The organism is Streptomyces sp. NPDC059895, assembly GCF_042731035.1.
Classification (GTDB): Bacteria; Actinomycetota; Actinomycetes; order Streptomycetales; family Streptomycetaceae; genus Streptomyces.
Map to the genome: position 1 here is coordinate 17,857 of NZ_JBHWKO010000064.1, position 14,716 is coordinate 32,572.

Here is a 14,716-nt window from a genome sequence, read left to right on the forward strand (position 1 = left end):
GCTCCCCAGGCACAAGGCACAAGGCACCAGGCACAAGGCACCAGGCACCAGGCACCAGGCACCAAGCACCAAGCACCAGGCACCCGGCACCAAGCACCAGGCACCAGGCACCAGGCACCAGGCCCCAGACCGCAGCGCCGACGCACCGATGGCCCGCCGGCCTGGCTCATCGGACCAGGACCCCGGCGGCGTACCCGCCAGGGCCCGCAGGGGTGCCTAGCTGTGTGCCGCCAGGACGCCCGAGGCGAAGGAGGTGTCGCAGACGGGGCGGGAGTAGGACTGGGCGCGGGAGGGGCCGTAGACGCGGACGGCGGCGCGGCCGAGGGCGCGGGCGATGTCGGCGCAGTGCTTCGCGAGGGACGGCTTGCCGTTCACCGCTGCCTGGAGGTGGGTCAGGGCGACGCCCGGGTCCGTCTCGTGCAGCTCGGTCAGCAGCCGGTCGCGCAGGACGTCCTGCGGGGCCTTGGCGGCGCCCTGCGCGGCGCGGTGCGCGGTGGAGACGTCGGCGGCGGTGAGCACCGAGTCGGAGGAGGGGTTCCCCGTCCAGTTGACCCGGGTGACCGCGAGGGTCCCCGAGAGCACCATGACGACGGGCAGGACGAGGGCGAGGGAGCGGCCGATCCGCCGGGCGGGGCCCCGGCCGCGTCGCGTCTGTGGGGTGCTGGAGTGCTTCACGGAGTGCTTCACGCGTGTGAGGGTAGCGCGGGGTAACGGTGTGGCGACATCGCGTCACTCGGTCGGGGGATGAGGCAGTGCCTCTTTTTGGGTAAGGGGTTGACGCGTGCTGCCGGAATCGTCCGGTGTGCGGGGTCTTCGACCACGACGAGAAGGGCCCCGCGGCGGTCCGCGGGGCCCTTCTCGTCAAACCGGGGGTTCACCCCGTGGTGTGTCCTCAGTCGGAGAGGCGCGCGCCCGTGGAGGTCGAGAACACGTGGGTCTCGCCCGCGCGCGGGACGACGTGCAGCGTGCTGCCCTTCTCCGGGACGTCACGGCCGCCGACGCGCACTACCAGGTCCTTCTCCTCGCCGCCGACGTGGGCGGTGCCGTAGACGAACGCGTCGGAGCCGAGCTCCTCGACCACGTTCACGGTGACCGCGACGCCCTGGTCGGAGTCGGCGCCGGCCACGTCGAAGTGCTCGGGGCGGACACCGACGGTGACCGTCTTGTCGGTGGCGGCGGAGAGCGCGTCACGCTGCACCGGCACCACCGAGTTGCCGAACTTCACGCCGCCGTCGGCGATCGGGACCTCGACGAGGTTCATCGCCGGGGAGCCGATGAAGCCGGCCACGAAGAGGTTCGCGGGGCGGTCGTACATGTTGCGCGGGGTGTCGACCTGCTGGAGCAGACCGTCCTTGAGGACCGCCACGCGGTCGCCCATCGTCAGGGCCTCGACCTGGTCGTGGGTGACGTAGACGGTGGTGATGCCGAGGCGGCGCTGGAGCGAGGCGATCTGCGTACGCGTCGACACGCGGAGCTTGGCGTCGAGGTTGGACAGCGGCTCGTCCATGAGGAAGACCTGCGGCTCACGCACGATGGCACGGCCCATCGCGACACGCTGGCGCTGACCACCGGAGAGGGCCTTCGGCTTGCGGTCCAGGTACTCGGTGAGGTCGAGGATCTTCGCGGCCTCCTCGACCTTCTGCCGGATCTCCGCCTTGTTGACGCCGGCGATCTTGAGCGCGAAGCCCATGTTGTCGGCGACCGTCATGTGCGGGTAGAGCGCGTAGTTCTGGAACACCATGGCGATGTCCCGGTCCTTGGGCGGCAGGTGGGTGACGTCGCGGTCGCCGATGCGGATGGCGCCGCCGTTGACGTCCTCGAGACCGGCGAGCATCCGGAGCGAGGTGGACTTGCCGCAGCCGGACGGGCCGACCAGGACGAGGAACTCGCCGTCCGCGATCTCGATGTCGAGCGCGTCGACGGCGGGCTTGGTGGAACCCGGGTAAACGCGGGTCGCCTTGTCGAACGTGACAGTGGCCATGGTGATGGGCCCCCTTCTACCGGCAGGAACGTGCCGGACGATCCGTTGTAGGAAGGTGGTTGGTGTAGTCCACACGGGTGAACTGGTTCAGGACCGTACCTGGCGTTCGCCTGATCTGTCAGTACCCGGGGCGATGTGAACTTCGCGGAAATTTTCGACGGGGCACCCCCGTGGGCTGGGTACACTGCACGGGCACCTGTGTGCACGCCTCCTTAGCTCAGCTGGTAGAGCACCGCTCTTGTAAAGCGAAGGTCGTCGGTTCGAGTCCGACAGGGGGCTCTGTGTTTGAGCAGGGACAACGCCCTCACGGTCTGGGACCGTGAGGGCGTTGACGGCAGTTCTTGACGGCAGTCCCCGTTAACGGCGCCGCTTCAGCAGTCGGTCCATGTGGCCCATGGCCTCTCGGCGGTGGTCGTCGCTCACGTGCGTGTAGACGTTCATCGTCACCGCGATCTGGGAGTGCCCAAGGATCTCCATGACGGTGCGGGGCGCGACGCCGGCGGCGAAGAGCAGGGACGCGCAGCCGTGGCGGGTGTCGTGCAGGCGCACCTGCGGCAGACCTGCGGTCTCCGAGATGCGTAGGAACGACCGGTAGAGGTTCCGCGGCTCGATCGGCCGGCCGCTGCGCGTCGTGAACACGTGGTCGCTCTCGTGCCAGTCCGCGCCGGCCGCCGCGCGCCGCTCCGCCTGCCGCAGACGCTGCCACCGGAGCGGCGCCACGCACATCGTCGGAATGGGGATCACCCGCGCTCGCCGGTTCTTCGTCGTGTCCAGGTACAGCTCTTTGCCCCCACGGTGCAGCGTCGTCCGCACGGTGAGGGTGCGTCGGTCGAGGTCGACGTCCTTCCACTGCAACCCGAGGATCTCCCCCCGACGAAGACCGAGGGCGACCGCGAGAACGAACGCCGTATAGAGCGGGTCGGTTCGGGCGGCCTCCAGGAACGTCAGCGTCTCGTCCAGCGACCAGGGGTGCAGCTCACGCGGCTCGACTCGGGGAGCGGGGACCAACTGCACGACGTTGCGGCTGATCAGTTCGTCACGGCATGCGGCGGTGATGGCCGTGCGCAGCACGCGGTGCGCCTCCTTCGCGGTCGCCGCTGAGGCCTGCGCGGTGACCTTCGAGAGCATCTGCCGGACGTTCGCCGTGGTGAGCGACTCCAGACGGCGACTGCCCAGCAGCGGTACGAGGTAGAGCCGCGTGTGCATCTCGTACTTCACGTACGTCGTGCGCTTCCGGTGCGGCTTGACGTACTCCTCCAGCCAGTACGGCAGCCACTCGGAGAGCTTCGCCGACCGGGACGGCGTCGGGATGCCCTGCCGGTCGCGGCGCACCAGCTCCTGCCGCTTCTCGTCGCACTCCTCCCAGGTGGCGCCGTAGACCGTCTTGCGCTTGCGGGTGCCGTCGGGCTGAGGGACGTAGACGCGCGCCTCGAACCGGCCGTCCTTGCGCTGCCAGATGCTGCCGGCGCCGTTCGGGTTCCTCTTCCGGGGTGCCATCAGGCTGCGTTCTCCTCAAGTCGGTCCTGCATGTAGCGGAGTACGGCGTCGACCGGGATGCGGCGGGCGCGGCCGGACGTGTAGCTGGGGAGCTGCTTGGAGCGGATCAGGTCGTAGAGCTTGCTGCGGCTGAGCTTCAGCGCGGTCATGGCTTCCGGGACGGTGAGGGCTTTGGGCTCGGTCGGGACGAGGGCGAGCACGTCGGAACCTCCGTGAGGGGGCGGGGCCTGCGTCGGCCCCCTTCTGGAAAGTCCGCTACCTGCGCTACTTCCGCTTCCTTGCAGGTCAGAGCCCTGTAAGGGGTAGCGGGAGGGGGTAGCGGTAGCGGATAGGGCGGGGTCCGGTAGCGGGTCGCGGGGGCGGTACCCGCTACCGGATCCGTGCAGGTCAGTGCTGGTTTTCGCCCTCGGGTAGCGGGAGTAGCGGACTTGGCGGGGGCGGGGGCGGGGGGCAGTAGCGCTGCCAGGCGTCGTGCAGGTCGGTCGCGTAGTAGCCCTTGAGGACGCTTCCGCCGGTCTTGATGTTGCGGGAGGTGACGGGGTCGCCGTCGGCGGTGACGTACTCGGAGAGCATCCGGGAGAGCCGGCGGGAGTCGAGCGGCTTGCCGTTGAAGTCGGCCCACGGGGCGTCGTCGAGGGCGTTGAGCCGGTCGAGGATCGCGACGGTGGGAAGGCGGTCGATGCCGCTCAGAACGTGGTCGCGCAGGTCGGTGAGCAGCCGGATTCCGATGCTGCCCTTGTCGTTGACCTGCGAGGCTTTGACCAGGGCCGTGCAGGCTTCCCGCGCCCGCTTAGGCCAGTCACCGCCGGCGGCGTCCGCGACGGCGAGCAGCGGTTCCCACACGTCCGCGGGCCGGTCGGCCACGCCGTCGGGCATCTCCGGGAACGCGTCCGTGACCTGTTCCTGAACGGCTTCGGTCCACTTGGCCAGACGGTCCCGCAGGTGGTTGCCCTCCCGCACGTGGATGCGGGTGCGGAACTGTTCCACGGTCTCGTTCCTGGCGCGGCGGCGCATGCGGATGATCACGGACCGGGTCATGATCGTGTCCGGGAGGTTGCCGAGACCGGCGACGGCGACGGCGCAGTACGAGGGGAAGCCCTGTACCTGCTGGTTGGCTCCGTCTCCGACGCACCGGTACATGACCCTGCCGCGGGTGTGGCCGGCGTTGATGAACCCCCGGAGCTGTTCGTTGTCCCCGGCTTTCGGGCCGAAGATCGTGTCGATCTCGTCGAACAGGATCGTGGGCCGGCCGCCGTCGACCCCGGACACGGACCGGAACAGGGCGGCGGCGGACGCGTCCACCGCGGCCATGGAGCGCGGCACGAGGGTCTCCACCACCTCCAGCGCCCGCGACTTCCCCGACCCCGGCTCCGGGGAGAGGAACGCGAGCCGGGGGGTGGAGTCGAACGCGTCGAGCAGGTGAGCGTGCGCGTCCCACAGGGTGACGGCGACGTAGGCGGCCTCGGTGGGGAAGACGTTGAACCGGCGGTGGAAGGCCTCCACCTCGTCCAGCAGCGCGGCGCCGTCGGCGGTGTTGAGCGTCATGCGGCTGCCCTTCCTTCCTGGGGGTTGCGAAGCGGGCAGGCGTCCCGGTGCGCGGTGTGGGCGGTGATCAGGGCGAGCACGCGGCCGTGGCCGACGGCGCTGTGGTCCCACCCGCACAGGCACCGGGAGGTGGCGGTGGGGGTGGCGCCGTGCGGTGCGGCGATGTGCAGCCATGCCACGGGGTACCGGCCGTCGCCGCGGTGCGGGTCAGAACGAAGGGCAGAAAGGACGCCCTTACGGGCGGCGCCCTCCGGCTCGCCCACGGCCGTCGCGTCCACCGGCTGCGCAGCGGCCTGCGGGCCGTCCGGGGTGGGGGTGATGCTCTTCAGGCGGGGGCGGGAGGGGGCGTTCACGCCGTCTCCCGGCGGGTCTGGTTGTGGGCAATCGACCAGTTCAGAGCACTGCGCAGGGTCGAGCGGCACTCGGCGACGGTGAGGCCGGCCGCCTCCCCCGCCTCCTGAAGAGCCCGCTCCACCACGTGCCGCGGGAGGTCGCCCCACGCGACGAACCGCCCCAGGGCGCGCGCCGCGCGGAACAACGTCGACTCCCGCGCGCCGACGGCGGCCGCGGCCACGTTCGCCGTCTCACTGGCGAGCGCTACGTCCGCGTACCGGCGGGACTGCCCCGCGGCCGCCAGCACGGCCCTGGGAGCCGGCCGCAGCACGCTGCGCAGCCATGCGGGCAGGGGGACCGTCTCAGGGCCGGAGAGTGCCTCGTAGGCTCCGGTGAAGGTGACGGAGCCGGCGGCGACGACGTACCCGCCCCACGCCCGGGTGTCGACCAACGGGGCCAGGGTGCCTGCCGTGTTGGTGAGCCGGACGCCGTCGGGGGCGGTGAAGTACAGGTGTTCTCCGCCGCTCGCGGTCCGGGTGCGGTAGGTGGTGGGGACGGCGTGGCCGGCGCGCTCGCAGAGCGCCTGAAAGGTCGTCGCGCCGTCAGGCGCGTCCGGACTGCCCTTGTCCTTGGGCCGGTCCAGGTCGACGACCAGCAGCCCGGAGGGTCCGGTGGCGATGCCGACGTTGAACGGCGCCTGTGACCAGGCCGCGCGGATGCGGTCGGGGTCGGTCGTGGCGCGCTCCTCCCACTTCGCGTGCCCCTGCGCGCACGGGCCGGTGCCGGGGCATGACGCTTCCCCGTGCAGGGCGGGGCGCTTGGTGCCGGGGCGCAGGGGGAAGACGTGCCACCCGCGTTCGGCGGCCGCCAGGGCGGCGTTCAGCAGGTGCGGCCGTCGGATGTGGGTGCGCAGCTTGTTGAAGGGATGGTTCATGCCGCGCTCCGGTCGGTCAGCAGCATCTGGTGCTGTGTGGGGATGGCGTTGATGACGCGTTGGCGCCAGAGCAGGGCGTAGTCGATGCAGTTGGCGCAGTTCTTGTGCGTGTGGCCGGGCAGCGGGGGACGGTGGCGGGCGTGGGAGCTCCAGGCGGCGGAGTCGGCGGAGGCCAGCAGGTGCCCGACGCGTTCCAGACCGAGGATCTTGAAGCCGAAGCCGTGGAGCTTGAAGCCGTGTGCGGCCATGGCGGTCACGATCGCGGCGCCCTGGCGGGTGGACTGCAACCGACACACCGACCCCAACCCGACGACCGGTTCGGCCCGCAGATCCACGCCGGCCCTCTCGTACAGCTCCACGCACCGCTCGTAGGCGGGGATGGTGTCGCCTTGGAGGACGGGGGCGATGCGCAGGTCGGGGGCGAGGGAGCGCAGTTCGAGGAAGTTGTCCACCGTGCGCCGCTGGTGTTCGGCGACGCTGAGGTGGGTGCCGGCGAACACGGTCTTGCCGACCCGGCCGCCGTGGATGATGAGGTCCTCACACATCCAGTCCTGCGGGGCGGCCCAGTCGTATGGGCCGACGCTTTCCCAGATGCGGCGCAGGTCCTGCACGTACTGGCGGGGCGTGCGCGTCCAGCGGCCGTAGCGCTGGAGTTCGGTGAAACCGCCGGAGTCGACCGCGTACGGACCGCGCGCGGGGTAGAGCTTGGCGGCGGCCGCGAAGTGCTCGGACTTCAGGAACAGCGGCACGTCGGTGAGCTTGATCCAGTGCCGCTTATGGGTCGTGAGGTAGAACCGCATCCCGCTCGTGGCGGGAGCTCCCGCGAGCGGGGTGCGGGTGGCCGGCGGTAAGGCTCGCCGGAGGGCAGTGGGTTGCGTCATGCTGGATGTCTCCAGTTCCTTGAGAGGTGCTGGCTGGACAAGGGCGACCCCGTGTTCTTGGCGGAATTGGGGGGTCGCCCTTGGCGTAGCTAGTGGTGCTTGCCGCGGGCGAGCTTGAGCGTGATGCCGCCGACGCCGATGGGTCCGGCGGCGCCCGCGATGACGGTGAAGGCGTGGGCGGCGGTGTCGAGCAGGAAGCAGACGGCGGCGACCAGCCCCCACCCGCCGGCCACGGTCGCGCCGGCGATGGCGAACGGCAGGAGCAGCCGGCGCCACGGGATGCCGGCCGGGGTGTCGTTGACGACGATCACGACGGGCTGTCCGGTGGCCTGCGCGCGGTGGTAGGCGTCGGCGGGGATGTGCGGGGCGATGGTTCCGGGCGGGGTGTGCTGGTTCATCGGTGCTCCCCTCGGGGTGTGCCGCGGGCCCGCACCAAGAGGCGGCGCGGGGCCCGTGCGGGTGGGTGTTAGGCGGGGGTGTCAGGGGGTGTTACGGGCCGGTGTGAGGGCGCGTAACAGCGGGTCTGCCTAGGGGTTTGGGTGTTAGGGGCCCGTAACGGTGTTACGGGTGTCAGGGGTGTTAGGCCGCGGCGAGGGCGGGCACGATGCGCCACCGTCCGGTGACGTTGGTTGCCTCCAGCCGGCCGTCCATGGCGGCTTCCTTCAGCCGCAGCGACACCCACGAGCGGGAGAGGCTGTGTGCGTCGCACCAGTCGGTGAAGTCCTTCGGGCCGACCACCATGCGACCCTCCTCCTCGAACTCCTCCAGCGCCCGCGCGAACAGCTCCCGCGCCTCTTCAGGGGTCGGCTTGTGTCCCTGTTCCTGTCCGAAGATGGGGGTGTCGTCGCCGTCCTCGGTGTCGGGGAGTTCGGCGTCGGGGTCGATTCCGTCGTCCTCGGGGTCGACCAGCAGACCGGCGCCGTACTCCATGTCGTCCTCCTCCGGGACGGCCCGCAGCGCGGCCGGCTGCGCGGTCGGGGTGTCGGTGGTCCGGCCGGTGTACGCCCGTCCGGCTACGCCGGAGGCGGCGCCGGCGGTGACGGGGTCGGCGGTCGCTCCGTTGTGCTGTGCCCAGGTGGCGAGGGCTTCCATGACGGGCACGGCCCGGTGGGTGAAGCGGCGGGTGCGGCCCGGGGAGGGGTAGCGGTCCTCGGGGATGCCGGGGGAGACGAGGTAGCAGTAGCCGGGGCGGCGGTTGCCCCACGCGCCGGGGTGGGCGCCGGCGTCCAGCACGGTGTCCGGGAGGCAGAACCCTTCGTCGCGCGGGTCGCAGCCGAGTGCGATCACGGACGGCAGGGACGCGCGGGTGCTGGTGGACATCTGGTCGTATGAGGGCCGTTGAAGCGACACGATCAGCGAGATTCCCGCCGACCGGGCTTCCTGCGCGATGCCGGTGAACGCGTCGTCCCCGAGTGCGCGGAGGGTGTTGGCGGCCTCCTCGAACCAGGCGACCAGGAACGGCATCCCCTCACACCCGCAGGCCCGCCCGTTCTGGCAGGAGTGCGCGGGGTCGTTTTGCTGCTCCGAGGCGGCGGGCACCCACTGCCGGTAGCCGTGGGCACCGAGCCACCGGGTGCGGGCGGGGATCACGGCCTTGACCGCCTCCACCATCACTTCGGTGTCCGAGCCGCCCTCCGCTGCCCAGTCCAGGCCGGGGCGGAGCGGGGCGAAGTCCTGGAACGCCTTGGGGTCGGAGAACCACACGATCACGTCCCGCCGCGAGAGAACCTCCGTCAGCAGGTTCAGGGCGGTGTCGCCCTTGCCGGAGCCGGTGCCGCCGGCGACCAGGACGTGAGTGGAGTTGCGTCCCGCGTCCGGGTCACCGGGGAGCCAGAGCACGAGCGGGGCGCCGTCGTCGTAGCGTCCGATGACCAGCGGATCCGCGATCGAACCCCCGAGGTTCGACGGCCCCTCCCATTCCACCACGTCGGCCAGCATGTCTTCGGGGACGATGACCAGTTCGCCGCGGCGGGAGGATCCGGCGTCCGGGGTGTAGCGGACGGCGGATGTCGGCAGGTCCAGCGCGGACGCGATCCGGGCCAGAGCCTTGGTGACGTCGTCGTTGGTCTGCTCACCCGCGACGACCGCGAGCGGGGCGGTGACCCGGTTGGGTTCCACCTTCGCCGCACCGATCTGCGCCCGTGCCAGACCCACCTTCTCCAGCAGACCGCCGTCGCCGTTGCCGGCCGGGGCGCCGTCGGGGGTGTGGCGCAGGACCATGCGCACGTTCCACGACAGCGCCACGACCGGCCCGCCCATCAGGAACAGGTCGTCGATCGGTCCGGTGGTCGGTCCGGCCAGAGCCGCGGCGGTGAGCCAGGCGGAGCCGGCCGCGACCGTGACGGCGGAGTGCAGCCGGCGCTGCTGGCTGGTCGACTTCCCCGCCCACCACGTCGCCCCGGTCAGCGCGACGGAGGCGAGCGTGAGCCCGACCCCGGCGCCCGCACTGCCCTCCCACCGCCAGTTCCCCAGCGCCCCGGCCAGGCCGGTCCCGGCCCACCCGATCCACGGAGGCAGGTGGGGCTTGGCCCGGTTCAGCAGGTACGCGCCCACGCCCCCGCCCGACGTGCCGTCGGGGAGGCCGTAGGCGGTCATGGTCCGCCCGTCGTCGAGAACATCGGTGGCGTGGCGGCGGTTGTTCCTGGTCATGCGGCTGTCTCCTTACTGCTGGTGCCAGTTCATGACCGGCTGCTGAGGCTTGCGGGCGCGGTGGCGGACGCGGTTGATCTCCTCCTCGAACTCCTGCTGGAAGGTCGAGTAGCAGGCGGCGGCGTTCTTCGCCGCGTCCCTGAGGGCGTCGGCGGAGCGCTGCATCTTGCGCGCCACCTTCGCCGCGCGGATGCGGGAGCCGAAGGTGCGGCCCTGCGGGTCGGGAACCGCGGCCAGCACGCCCTTCATGATCTCGGCGCCCATGGCCACCTCGATCGAGAGCGTCACGGCGGCGGCGCGCAGGGTGTTGCAGTACTGCCGCACCTGCGCCGGCGAGCCGAACTCAGGCGACGGCAGCAGCGCCTCCGCATGCGGACGCGCCCCGCCCCCGCCGTCGTTGCGGGGGGTGGTCTTGCTGTTGTTGACGGTGACGTTGATCGGGGGGACGAACGAGCCGCCCAGGGCGCCGACGAACCCGCCCGCGGCGGCGCCGGCGCTGGCGAACTTGTTCGGCTTGTCGGAGTTGCTGCGGCCGGTTCCGCGGCCGCGCGTCGAAGCTGCCATTCAGGGCTCCTCGGGTGGTCAGTGCGTGCGGCGGACGATGAGCCAGGCGGTCTGGCCGGTGAGCCAGACCAGCAGCCACACCAGCTCCAGCGGTCCGGCGAGCGGCCCGAACCCGGCCGCCAGAGCCGCCCACCCCGCGGCGAGCGTGGCCAGCAGCGCCAGACCGGCCCGCCAGAGGACGACCGCGCCGCGGGCGGGGCGGCGCCGCTGCATGATCCCGGCCCACACCCCCGGGGCGGCGGCGAGCGGGGCAAGGACCAGGCCGGTCCACCAGCCCATGACGTGCAGCAGACCGGTCACGGCCAGGACGACCAGGGCGAGCCAGGTCGGGGCGAGGGCGCGGCGGCCGTTCCACAGGGCGCGGCCGAGGAAGCCGGCCGCCTCACGGGCCAGCGACGGCGGTTCGGGGACGACGATCACGAACGGCTGCGCGCCGCGGCGCCCGCGCTGACGCGGGATCTGGACGGTGTGGACACCCGCGGCCTTCATGCCGCGGGCACGGGTACGACTGGACACAGCAGAGCTCCCGGAAGCGTCGAAGGGGGGAAGGTCAGGCGGCGCGCTGTTCTGCGGCGACCAGGTGGGGCCGGTCGGTGTCGTCGGCGTTGCGGACGGCGAGGATCTGCTTGCGCGCCCACGACTCGCTCATCCCGTAGGCCTCACCCAGAGCGCGTGCGGACAGGGGCCGGTCGGCCTGTGCGGATTCGGCGTACGTACGGCGTGCGTCCTGCCGCATCCGCTCCAGCTCCGCCTCCTCGAACTGCGCCTGCCGGTCCGCCTCCTCCTCCGCACTCAGCTCGGGCGTGCGGACAGCCTGCGGGGTGTGCGGATCCGGCGCCCGTACGGCGTCCGCACCCTGCTCGACCTGCGCTGATACCGGCGCCGCGGTCACCTGCGGCATGCCGCTTAGGTCAGCGTGCGGGAGGTCCGGCGCGGGTTGGGCGGGGGCGTGCGTGCGGGGTGCGGATGCGTCCGCACGGTGCCCGTCCGCCGGCTCGCCCGCGGGGGCGGGGCGGTGGTGCAGCACCTTGGCGACCAGGTCGGAGCCGAAGTAGATCGAGCCGACCGGCAGGGAGGTGGCCAGCAGGACCAGGGCCCAGTTCGCCGGGTCCCAGTCCGCGAGCCGGCCCCAGTCCACCGCGTGGCCGTGCAGCTCGGGCACCAAGCCGTGGACGTAGTTCAGGACCAGGGAGGCCAGGGTGTAGACGGCCAGGACGCGCAGCGCGAACCGCTTGTCGCGCTCCTCGGTCAGCACCAGCGTGGCGACCAGCGCCAGAGCCATCAGCCCGTCGACCACGAACGGGTACAGCGTCGCCGCGGTCGCATCCGCACCGACCACCCTGGCCACGTCCCGCAGCGCGTTCCACGAGACCCGGAACGCCATCGCGACCACCGCGACCAGGGCCAGCACCAGCAGCGTCTTCCCGAAACGGTTCACGCCGAACCCCCCGCCGCGGCCGGCGCCGGGGTGTCGACGTGGCCGAAGCCGGCCAGCTCCAGCGTGGCGCCCGCGTAGTCGGACAACGCCGTCAGCAGACGCGTGCGGCCGCTGCTCTGCTCGCGGTAGACCACGGCGTCCGGGCGGATGCCCAGGGCCTCCCGCCACACCTCGAAGTCGGCCAGGCCGCTGTGGAACGTCAGCTCCAGCCGGTCCGGGTAGACCGTGGACACCTGCACGTTCGGCGCCGGCAGGTGCCCGAAGTCCACCGCCAGCAGCCGCAGCACCCGCAGCGGCGTGGCGAGGTTGTCCAGGGTGAGGGCCCCGTCACTCACGCGCCCACCCCCGCGGCCCCGGCCGACAGCCGGGTCAGCTCCAGCCGCGCGGCCAGCGCCCGACGGCGCGCCCGCCGCAGCCGGCGCGCGTCCAGCTCGGTCGGCGTGCGGTCGAGCGTGACGATGTAGGCGTCCATCAGCTCGATGTCCGCGAGGATGACCGGCATCTCGGCCTCGATCGCGTCCAGCTCGCCGTCCGTCGGCTCCATGAAGTCCGCGAACGCCGTAACGGCGTCCTGAACAGTGACGATGTGCTCCATTGGGTCGTGTTCCTCTCAGGGTGGAACGGCCCGATAGCGGCCCCGGGTCTAGCCACCCGGGGCCGCGCGCCGTTGAAGTCGGAGAATCCGGCTCCCCGCGCTCCCGCCCGTACGTCCTCACGCAGCGCGCGGAACGGACGGGCGGGAGAGGCAGCCGGCCGCAGCGTGACGTGCTGCGAGCCGTGGTGGACCGCGCTTGCTGTCCAGGCGCCGCCAACCGGTCCATATCGGTGGCGCTCAGGGTCTTCGTGGGTACATCAGAAGTCCTTTCGACGAGGTCAACAGGGGTGAAGCACTGCAAGGGGGACTACGTCCCCACTCTCCGGCCGTTGCTCGCGGTCGCCGGGCCACCTCGCCAGTACGGGCCGAAACCCTGTTCCACCTGGCCTTTAGCGGGATCGCAGCGTCCCCGCCCTGTGCATCTGCGCAGCCCAAAGAAGGCCACTAGCCCGCCACTGTCCTAGGACTGCGGCTCGCTTGGGAAGACAATGGCACGCAGTCCCAGGACAGTCAACAGTCCTGGGACTGTGCTTCACTGGTCGATGTCGACGGGAGGTTCTGCATGGCGCCGAAATGGCGAGAGCTTGCAGACCGGATCGCAGAGAAGATCCGGTCTGGCGAATACGCGCCAAACCAACAGTTGCCGCAGATCAGGGACTGGGTCGAGGCCGGTGAAGGCTCCAAGTCCACTGTTCACGCGGCCTACAAGGCGCTAGAAGCCGAAGGGCTGGTGACGTCTTCCCGTGGGCACGGCACGGTCGTCCGCGACCGACCACCGCTCAAACGACTTGGAATCGAGCGGTACGACAAAGCCAAATGGAGGGACGGTGACGAAGTCGCCTTCATCGCTGACCGGGTGGCATCCGGCCGCTCGTACCGGCGCAACGAACAAACGCAGACGGTCAGCAAGGTTCCGGCGCCACCAGCAGCGGCAGCAGCGCATGGCTTGCCCGAAGGGGCCGACGTCTACGCTCGCGCACGGCTGGTCAAGGAAGGGACGCAGCCTACTCACACCCTCACCAGCTACTACCGCCCGGAGCATGTTGAGGGAACGCGCATCGTGGATCCGGCTCCGGGTCCGGCCGGCAGGGGCGGCGGCTTCCGCGTGCTGTATGACGCGGGATACGAGATCGATCACATGCGGGAGACGCTGTTTGCCCGGGTGCCCACCACTGACGAAGTGCAGCTCTTGCAGCTCACTCCCGGGGAGTGGGTCGTAGAGCTGCATCGAACGACGTTCACGGCCGACGGCACGGTGGTCGAGTTCGCGCTTGGCGTGCACGCGGCTACGCGCTTCTCATGGACGTACGACTTCAAGGTGCCCGACTCGGCGGCGGAAGGTGGAGCGGAGAGGTGATCTCACAGCAGTCATGGGAGGACGCGCGTTGCCTCTGGGACTTCCAGCAAATGGGCCACGAGGTACGCCCATGTTCGGTCGCCATCGGCCTAGGCAGCCATGATCTCGGGGTCGCCGACACAACGGCAGCCCTGTACCGCGACGGCATGGTGCCACTGATCGTATTCACGGGAGCGACCAGCCGGACCACCCGTGAGCGGATGCCGCGCGGCGAGGCGGAGCATTACCGGGAGAGGGCCGTAGAACTCGGCGTGCCGTCGTCCGCCATCCTCGTGGAGCCAAACGCTCGGAACACCGGAGAGAACGTCATGTTCTCGCGAGCCCTGCTTGCTGAACAGGGCATCGCTGTGTCGTCCGTCCTGCTTGTCTGCAAGCCGTACGAGGAACGGCGCGCGTACGCAACGGCGCGAAAGCTGTGGCCCGAGGTGCAGTGGATCTGCGCCTCAGCGTCGATGACCTTCGCGGAGTACATCGCTTCGATCGGCGACGAACGCCTAGTCATTGACATGCTGGTTGGGGCCCAGCAGCGGCTGATGATCTATCCGGACGAAGGCTTCATGATCCGTCAAGAGATCCCGGCGGACGTCGATGCGGCGTATCGCCGTCTCGTTGCGGATGGCTTCACGAGCCGCCTTGTTCCGACTGCCGCAGTACGCGACTGACGGGTCTCCACGCAGATCTCCAGCCAAGATGGGTTGTTGACGGACCGGCCCGGACGGTCTTGGAACAGGACCCGGCAACTCGTTATGCGTGGGTGTGACGGCAGCACTTGACGGCAACACCGGTGCACTTTGCCGTACAGGGGGATGCTGTCACGTACCCCGCATGCCACGAGAGCGCCCCTAGCCCCAATGCCGCTCGGTTAGGGGTTCCGCTGTCGGCGCGATGCTCGGCGTTTCGATTGGTGATGCGGGTGCAGCCCTTGTAGTGGTTCTCGGGTCC

Annotated in this window: 17 protein-coding genes and 1 tRNA gene; 3 read left to right on the plus strand and 15 right to left on the minus strand. The window is 70.8% G+C overall.

What is annotated here, in order from left to right:
* Positions 1-216 precede the first annotated feature (216 nt).
* Complete coding sequence (locus ACFV9M_RS38255; RefSeq protein WP_385078643.1) at positions 217-675, minus strand: hypothetical protein; 459 nt, start codon at positions 673-675, stop codon at positions 217-219.
* Between the two features lie 217 nt (positions 676-892).
* A complete protein-coding gene (locus tag ACFV9M_RS38260) occupies positions 893-1,981 on the minus strand; it encodes an ABC transporter ATP-binding protein (RefSeq protein WP_385078604.1) in 1,089 nt (362 codons plus the stop codon).
* Between the two features lie 206 nt (positions 1,982-2,187).
* On the opposite strand from ACFV9M_RS38260, the gene ACFV9M_RS38265 reads away from it, so the two are divergent.
* Positions 2,188-2,260 (plus strand) — tRNA-Thr (locus tag ACFV9M_RS38265).
* A 78-nt stretch (positions 2,261-2,338) separates the two neighbouring features.
* Here the strand turns inward: ACFV9M_RS38265 and xerC are convergent.
* The 13 genes from xerC to ACFV9M_RS38330 form a co-directional block, all read right to left on the minus strand.
* Positions 2,339-3,478: a tyrosine recombinase XerC gene (gene xerC, locus ACFV9M_RS38270; RefSeq protein WP_385078606.1), complete on the minus strand. Its 1,140-nt coding sequence runs from the start codon at positions 3,476-3,478 to the stop codon at positions 2,339-2,341.
* Complete coding sequence (locus ACFV9M_RS38275; RefSeq protein ID WP_385078609.1) at positions 3,478-3,678, minus strand: helix-turn-helix domain-containing protein; 201 nt, start codon at positions 3,676-3,678, stop codon at positions 3,478-3,480. Before ACFV9M_RS38275 ends, xerC begins: the two co-directional genes overlap by 1 nt.
* Before the next feature lie 187 nt (positions 3,679-3,865).
* Positions 3,866-5,023, minus strand: coding sequence for a DUF3631 domain-containing protein (locus tag ACFV9M_RS38280; protein WP_385078612.1), 1,158 nt, complete (start codon positions 5,021-5,023; stop codon positions 3,866-3,868).
* The gene (locus ACFV9M_RS38285) at positions 5,020-5,376 is read right to left on the minus strand and encodes a hypothetical protein (RefSeq protein ID WP_385078614.1); all 357 of its coding nucleotides are present in this window, start codon (positions 5,374-5,376) and stop codon (positions 5,020-5,022) included. Before ACFV9M_RS38285 ends, ACFV9M_RS38280 begins: the two co-directional genes overlap by 4 nt.
* Positions 5,373-6,290, minus strand: a complete 918-nt coding sequence (locus ACFV9M_RS38290; protein ID WP_385078617.1) for a bifunctional DNA primase/polymerase — start codon at positions 6,288-6,290, stop codon at positions 5,373-5,375. The genes ACFV9M_RS38285 and ACFV9M_RS38290 overlap by 4 nt, the downstream gene beginning before the upstream one ends.
* Positions 6,287-7,171, minus strand: a complete 885-nt coding sequence (locus tag ACFV9M_RS38295) for a hypothetical protein (RefSeq protein WP_385078620.1) — start codon at positions 7,169-7,171, stop codon at positions 6,287-6,289. Before ACFV9M_RS38295 ends, ACFV9M_RS38290 begins: the two co-directional genes overlap by 4 nt.
* 89 nt (positions 7,172-7,260) lie before the next feature.
* Positions 7,261-7,569 (minus strand): hypothetical protein, encoded by a 309-nt coding sequence (locus tag ACFV9M_RS38300; protein ID WP_385078623.1) that lies wholly within the window; start codon positions 7,567-7,569, stop codon positions 7,261-7,263.
* 181 nt (positions 7,570-7,750) lie between these two features.
* Positions 7,751-9,766, minus strand: coding sequence for a plasmid transfer protein TraB (traB, locus tag ACFV9M_RS38305; protein WP_385078646.1), 2,016 nt, complete (start codon positions 9,764-9,766; stop codon positions 7,751-7,753).
* Between the two features lie 66 nt (positions 9,767-9,832).
* Positions 9,833-10,384 carry a plasmid transfer protein TraA gene (gene traA / locus ACFV9M_RS38310; RefSeq protein ID WP_385078625.1) on the minus strand — a complete coding sequence of 184 codons (552 nt, stop codon included), beginning with the start codon at positions 10,382-10,384 and terminating at the stop codon, positions 9,833-9,835.
* 18 nt (positions 10,385-10,402) lie between these two features.
* Positions 10,403-10,900, minus strand: coding sequence for a hypothetical protein (locus ACFV9M_RS38315; RefSeq protein WP_385078628.1), 498 nt, complete (start codon positions 10,898-10,900; stop codon positions 10,403-10,405).
* Positions 10,901-10,934: 34 nt separating this feature from the next.
* Positions 10,935-11,822, minus strand: a complete 888-nt coding sequence (locus ACFV9M_RS38320) for a DUF2637 domain-containing protein (RefSeq protein WP_385078630.1) — start codon at positions 11,820-11,822, stop codon at positions 10,935-10,937.
* Positions 11,819-12,157 carry a hypothetical protein gene (locus ACFV9M_RS38325; RefSeq protein WP_385078633.1) on the minus strand — a complete coding sequence of 113 codons (339 nt, stop codon included), beginning with the start codon at positions 12,155-12,157 and terminating at the stop codon, positions 11,819-11,821. The genes ACFV9M_RS38320 and ACFV9M_RS38325 overlap by 4 nt, the downstream gene beginning before the upstream one ends.
* A complete protein-coding gene (locus ACFV9M_RS38330; RefSeq protein WP_385078636.1) occupies positions 12,154-12,417 on the minus strand; it encodes a DUF6284 family protein in 264 nt (87 codons plus the stop codon). Before ACFV9M_RS38330 ends, ACFV9M_RS38325 begins: the two co-directional genes overlap by 4 nt.
* A gap of 562 nt (positions 12,418-12,979) precedes the next feature.
* Here ACFV9M_RS38330 and ACFV9M_RS38335 point away from each other — a divergent pair.
* Entirely contained in the window at positions 12,980-13,774 is a 795-nt protein-coding gene (locus ACFV9M_RS38335) for a GntR family transcriptional regulator (protein WP_385078638.1), read from the plus strand.
* Complete coding sequence (locus ACFV9M_RS38340) at positions 13,771-14,436, plus strand: YdcF family protein (RefSeq protein WP_385078640.1); 666 nt, start codon at positions 13,771-13,773, stop codon at positions 14,434-14,436. Before ACFV9M_RS38335 ends, ACFV9M_RS38340 begins: the two co-directional genes overlap by 4 nt.
* Positions 14,437-14,716: the final 280 nt, after the last annotated feature.